Source organism: Melaminivora alkalimesophila (assembly GCF_000282995.1).
Taxonomy (GTDB): Bacteria; Pseudomonadota; Gammaproteobacteria; order Burkholderiales; family Burkholderiaceae_C; genus Melaminivora; species Melaminivora alkalimesophila.
Genome location: NZ_ALEE01000400.1, coordinates 1 through 5,085, shown reverse-complemented (window position 1 = coordinate 5,085; position 5,085 = coordinate 1). Strand labels below are relative to the sequence as shown.

6 protein-coding genes and 1 pseudogene are annotated in these 5,085 nt (G+C 69.9%); all 7 read left to right on the top strand.

The window, feature by feature from the left end:
• Nucleotides 1-247 precede the first annotated feature (247 nt).
• On the top strand, nt 248-976 hold the full coding sequence (locus A612_RS07715; RefSeq protein WP_019373930.1) for an aldehyde dehydrogenase family protein: 729 nt from the start codon (nt 248-250) through the stop codon (nt 974-976).
• 65 nt (nt 977-1,041) lie between these two features.
• Nucleotides 1,042-1,299 (top strand): FitA-like ribbon-helix-helix domain-containing protein, encoded by a 258-nt coding sequence (locus A612_RS07710; protein ID WP_019373929.1) that lies wholly within the window; start codon nt 1,042-1,044, stop codon nt 1,297-1,299.
• A 211-nt stretch (nt 1,300-1,510) separates the two neighbouring features.
• Nucleotides 1,511-1,741 (top strand): annotated as a pseudogene (locus A612_RS18150) (SDR family NAD(P)-dependent oxidoreductase); the annotation flags it as partial.
• 79 nt (nt 1,742-1,820) lie between these two features.
• Complete coding sequence (locus A612_RS17875) at nt 1,821-2,051, top strand: hypothetical protein (RefSeq protein ID WP_170118660.1); 231 nt, start codon at nt 1,821-1,823, stop codon at nt 2,049-2,051.
• 131 nt (nt 2,052-2,182) lie between these two features.
• Nucleotides 2,183-3,391 carry a tryptophan synthase subunit beta gene (gene trpB / locus A612_RS17870; protein WP_040436322.1) on the top strand — a complete coding sequence of 403 codons (1,209 nt, stop codon included), beginning with the start codon at nt 2,183-2,185 and terminating at the stop codon, nt 3,389-3,391.
• A gap of 25 nt (nt 3,392-3,416) precedes the next feature.
• Complete coding sequence (gene aat / locus A612_RS07695) at nt 3,417-4,190, top strand: leucyl/phenylalanyl-tRNA--protein transferase (protein WP_019373924.1); 774 nt, start codon at nt 3,417-3,419, stop codon at nt 4,188-4,190.
• 73 nt (nt 4,191-4,263) lie between these two features.
• Complete coding sequence (locus A612_RS07690) at nt 4,264-5,043, top strand: arginyltransferase (protein ID WP_019373923.1); 780 nt, start codon at nt 4,264-4,266, stop codon at nt 5,041-5,043.
• The last annotated feature ends 42 nt before the right edge of the window (nt 5,044-5,085 follow it).

Sequence of the window (5,085 nt, the reverse complement as noted above, 5' to 3'; positions counted from 1 at the left end):
AAGGCCGCCGCGGCAGCCGCCGGATCGGTGCCGCCCTGGGCGAGCAGGTGGTCGCGCGCGGCGCGGAAGGCGGTGGCGGATGGGGTGGTGGGGTGGTGGTTCAAGCGGGCCTCCATGAACTGCTCCATCGGTAGGGGGCTGCGGCGGGCCCGGCAGCGCGCGCCGACCCGACCAACCCCGGACGCTGGCCTTTATACCGAATCCCGGCCCGGCAAGGGCCCGTCCGGCAGGCGCCCCCGGCTATTCCATGAAAAAGGCCGCCGAGCGCATCCTGTGGGCCAAGATGATCAACGCCGGCCAAGTCTGCACCACGGTGGACTACGTGTTCCTGCCCGAGGGCCAGGTCGAAGCCTTCCTGCGCGAGGCGGAAAAGGTCGCCACGCGCCGTTATCCCGACATCACCAACGGCGACTACACCGCCATCATCGACCAGCGGCAGTACGACCGCCTGCAGCAGCTGCGCCAGGACGCCCTGGAGCGCGGCGCGCGCCTGGTCAACCTGTGCGGCGGCCAGCGGGGCGACACGGGCCGCCGCCTGATGCCGCTCGAGGCCGTGGTTGGCGCCACCGACGACATGCAGCTCATGCAGCGCGAGATCTTCGGCCCGCTGCTGCCCATCCTGACCTACCGCGACCACCAGCAGGTCGCGGACTACATCGCCGAGCGCCCGCGCCCGCTCGCCCTGTACCTGTACAGCGACGACCGGCGCGAGCAGGACTTCTACCTCGACCAGAGCCTGCCGGGCGGCGTCGGCCTGAACGAATCGCTGGTGCAGGCGAGCATGCACGACCTGCCCTTCGGCGGCACCGGCATGAGCGGCATGGGGCACTACCACGGCTACGAAGGCTTCCTGACGTTCTCCAAGCTGCGCCCGGTCTTCCGCCAGGGGCCCTGGCGCGCGCTGGACCTGTTCATGCCGCCCTACCGGGGCATGCCGCAGCGCATATTGGACGTGATGACGCGGATGAAAAGCTGAGTTGCAGTATGCATCTGCTTCATCCATAAGATAACTGCAGCGCAGCCAACGGAGGCAAGTGCACCATGACCGGCATCACCATCCGCAATCTCGACGAACACATCAAGGCCCGCCTGCGTCTGCGCGCTGCGCGCCACGGGTGGTCGCTGGAGCAGGAAGTACGCAACATCCTTCGGGAGGCCGTCGCCCCCGATGCCGACCCCGAAGCGCCCACCAGCTTTGCCGAACGCATACGCCAGCGGTTCGCGCACGTGGATGCCTCGGACCTGCCCATCCCGGCCCGCCGCGCCAGCCGCACGCCATCCGGGGCCGACCAACCATGAGCGGCAATCTGGCATCCGACGCGACCCTGGTCACCCGCAATACCCGAGACTTCAGCGGGATCGACGGCCTGGTGCAGATCGATCCCTGGCAGCCGAGCTGAGACGCCGCCGGGATCCGGCAGGCACAAACGCACCCCATCCAAGAGAACGAGCCAACCAGGGGATTTCGCCATGCAAACCTTCGACTTCATCGTCATCGGCGGCGGCCCCGGTGGCTGCGCGCCTGAGCGAGATCCCGGATTGCCAGGTCGCGCTGGTCGAGGCCGGCCCGGACCGGCGCGGCCTGCTGGCGGACAACCTTGCGCTTGGCGCCCTCGCACTGGGTCCGCGCCGGCACCTGCGGCCCGGCGGGCACCTGGTGCTGGTGGCCTCGCTGGCCGGGCTGGTGGGCAATTTCGGCTATGCGGCCTACGGGGCATCGAAGTTCGGCGTGGTCGGCCTCGCGCGTGCGCTCGACCTGGACCTGCTGCCGCTGGGCATCGACGTGATGCGTCTGCTGCCCCGGCGTGATCCACACGCCCATGGTGGCACACGAGCAGCAGGTCGAGCACCGGACGACCCGCCTGCTCGCCGAGATGCCGGGGGTCATGGAAGTGGGCCCGGCGTGCCGGGGGATGCTGCGCGGCATCGCGCGGCGGCGCTTCATGGTCAAGGTCGGCTTCAAGGGGCGCGCCACCGCGTGGATGGCGCAGCATTTCCCCGAACCGATGCGCCTGTCCAGCCGCGCCATCGTGCGCAGCGATCTGGGCTGAGCGACGCGTCGCCTCAGGGCGCGAGCGGCGCGGCCGAAGCGCCCCTTGTTTCCGGGACACAATGGCAGCTGCGGCACGGCCCGCTCTGCAACGCCGCCCTCCGTCAACCGTCGCCTTACCGTTTCGCCACCATGAGCCAACAGCCCACTTTCGCTCCCATGCCCGACGCCGCCGGCTTCTTCGGCCCCTACGGCGGCCAGCTCGTACCACCGCACTTGAAGCAGGCGATGGACGACATCAACGCCGCCTACGCCGAGATCACGAAGCGCCAAGACTTTCAGGATGAATTGGCGCAGCTGTTTGCCGACTACGTGGGCCGGCCGAGTCCGATTTTTCATGCCCGGCGCCTGTCGGAGCAGCTGGGCGGCGCGCAGATTCACTTGAAGCGCGAAGACCTGAACCACACCGGCGCACACAAGATCAACCACTGCCTGGGCGAGGCGCTGCTGGCCAAGTTCATGGGCAAGAAAAAGGTCATCGCCGAGACCGGCGCCGGCCAGCACGGCGTGGCCCTGGCCACCGCCTGCGCGCTGGTGGGCATCCCCTGCGAGATCCACATGGGCCAAGTGGACATCGAGAAGGAACACCCCAACGTCACCAAGATGCGCATCCTGGGCACCAGGCTGGTGCCGGTGACGCGCGGCGCGGCGACGCTCAAGGAGGCCGTGGACAGCGCCTTCGAGGAATACCTGAACAACCCGGCGGACTATCTCTATGCCATCGGCTCGGTCGTGGGCCCGCACCCCTTCCCGATGATGGTGCGCGATTTCCAGAGCATCGTCGGGCGCGAGGCGCGCCAGCAGTTCCAGGACCGGCACGGCCGCCTGCCGCAGTACGTCGCGGCCTGCGTGGGCGGCGGCTCCAATGCCATCGGCATCTTCACCGCCTTCCTGGACGACGCCGAGGTCCGGCTGGTGGGCGTGGAGCCCGCCGGCGAGGGCACCGACCGGCCCGGTCGCCATGCCGCCACGCTCACCATGGGCAAGCCGGGCGAGATCCACGGCATGAAATGCTACGTGCTGGAAGACCAGCCGGGCGTGCCTGCGGCGGTGCACAGCATCGCCTCGGGCCTCGACTACCCCGGCATCGGCCCGCAGCACAGCTACCTCAAGGACACGGGGCGCGTGCACTACGAGACGGCCAACGACCAGGAAACGCTGGACGCATTCATGCGCCTGTCGCGCGTGGAAGGCATTATCCCGGCGCTGGAGAGCGCGCACGCGGTGGCCTGGGCGATGCGCACCGCGCCGACCCTCGCCAGGGACCAGCACATCCTGGTCAACCTGTCCGGGCGCGGCGACAAGGACGCCGACTACGTGGCCAAGGTGCTGGGGATCTGAGACGCGGCCCCTTTCCCTCCTGCCGATGAACGGGACCCTGCCCTGGCTGACGGAAGCCCAGGCCCTGCCGCCGCCCGAGCAGGCCTGGCCCGGCGATTCACCTGCGCCCGGCCTGCTGGCCGCAGGTGGCGGGCTGTCGGTGCAGCGCCTGCTGGAAGCCTACGCGCAGGGCTGCTTTCCCTGGTTCAGCGAGGGCCAGCCCGTGCTGTGGTGGAGCCCGGATCCGCGCATGGTGCTCCCGACGGCGGGTTTTCGGCTGCACCGCTCCCTGCGCAAGACGCTGCAGCGCTTTCGCGCGACCGAAGGCTGCGAGCTGCGGGTCGACAGCGACTTCCCGGCCGTCATCCGCGCCTGCGCCCGCGCGCCCCGCGCCGGGCAGGCAGGGACCTGGATCGTGCCGGAGATGGTGCAGGCCTACGAGCGCCTGCACGCCGCGGGCCACGCCCACAGCGTCGAGACCTGGGTGGATGGCAGCCTCGTGGGCGGTCTGTATTGCGTGGCGATCGGGCGCGCGGTGTTCGGCGAGTCCATGTTCGCGCACGCCACCGATGCCTCCAAGATCGCGCTGGCGGCCTTGGTGGCGATCGCACGGCGCGGTGGCGTGGAGCTCATCGATTGCCAGCAGAACACCCGGCACCTGGCGTCGCTGGGCGCGCGCGAGGTGCCGCGGGCGGAGTTCCTCTGCCATGTCGCGGCAGCCCGCACCGAGGAGCCGCCCGCCTGGCGCTTCGCGCCGCAGGACTGGGAGGCCGTCCTGGGCGCGCCGGCGGCCAGCCCCGCCAGGCCACCAGGCGCATAGGCGGGCACGGACGGCGGCCAGCGCCAACGCTGCCTATACTGGTGCGAGCCTGTCTGTCTTCCCTGAACGCCGCGTGACGCAACTCAACGACCTCCCGCTGCAGAGCCTGCAGTTCTACGCCACCGCGCCCTACCCGTGCAGCTACCTGCCCGAGCGGCAGGCGCGCTCGCAGGTCGCCACGCCCAGCCACCTGATCCAGAACACGGTCTATTCGGAACTGGTCGCGCAGGGTTTCCGGCGCAGCGGCATGTTCACCTACCGCCCGCATTGCGACGGCTGCCAGGCCTGCGTGCCGCTGCGCGTGCTGGTGCATGAGTTCCGGCCCGACCGCAGCCAGCGCCGCGCCTGGACGCGCCACGCCGGGCTGCAGGCGCGCGTGCTGCGCCTGTGCTATGTGCCCGAGCACTACCAGCTCTACCTGCGCTACCAGAGCGCGCGGCACGCAGGCGGCGGAATGGACCAGGACAGCATCGACCAGTACACGCAGTTCCTGCTGCAAAGCCGCGTCAATTCGCGCCTGGTGGAATTTCGCGAGCCGCCCGCGCCCGGCGAGGAACAGGGCGCCCTGAAGATGGTCTCGATCCTGGACGTGCTGGAGAACGGGCTGTCGGCGGTCTACACCTTCTACGAGCCGGAGGCGCGGACGAGCTACGGCACCTACAACGTGCTCTGGCAGATCGAGCAGGCACGCATCCTGGACCTGCCGCACCTGTACCTTGGGTACTGGATCGCCCAGAGCCCGAAGATGGCCTACAAGGCCCAGTTCCTGCCCCATGAGCGGCGCGAGGGGGGCCGTTGGCAGCGCCACGAGCGCGCTGGCGCGCACCGAACGGCGGGCGGGCGTGTAGAGTAGGCACTGGCCCGCCAGGCACGCCCCGGCACGCTGGCGGGCCCT